1 protein-coding gene is annotated in these 304 nt (G+C 31.6%); it reads right to left on the reverse strand.

What is annotated here, in order from left to right; genetic code table 11:
• A partial coding sequence (locus CF599_RS19445; RefSeq protein WP_143824851.1) for a transposase occupies positions 1-304 on the reverse strand: 304 nt, incomplete at both ends.

Genomic DNA, 304 nt, shown 5'->3' on the forward strand with positions numbered 1-304 from the left:
CTTATATTAGTTAAGCTAATGAGCTCATCTTTTAGGATGTTTTGATGCCTGTTCTCTGGAAGTTCTAATTCCTTAATAGTTTCAAATTTCAAGTTGTCTTTATGTCTAATAACAAAGAATACTTGTTTGCTGTCCCAAACATTTAAAAGGCTAAAATCATTGTAGAATCGATCTGCAACTATAACACTGCCTTTGAGTAATGGGATATCATAAGCTCCTTTATTATCAGCCGTTTTACCATTTGTAATATTAATATAAGCTGGTAAATTCCCATCAAAATCAAGGAGTGTATGCATTTTAACAG

Source organism: Myroides sp. N17-2, from assembly GCF_002286775.1.
Taxonomy (GTDB): Bacteria; Bacteroidota; Bacteroidia; order Flavobacteriales; family Flavobacteriaceae; genus Flavobacterium.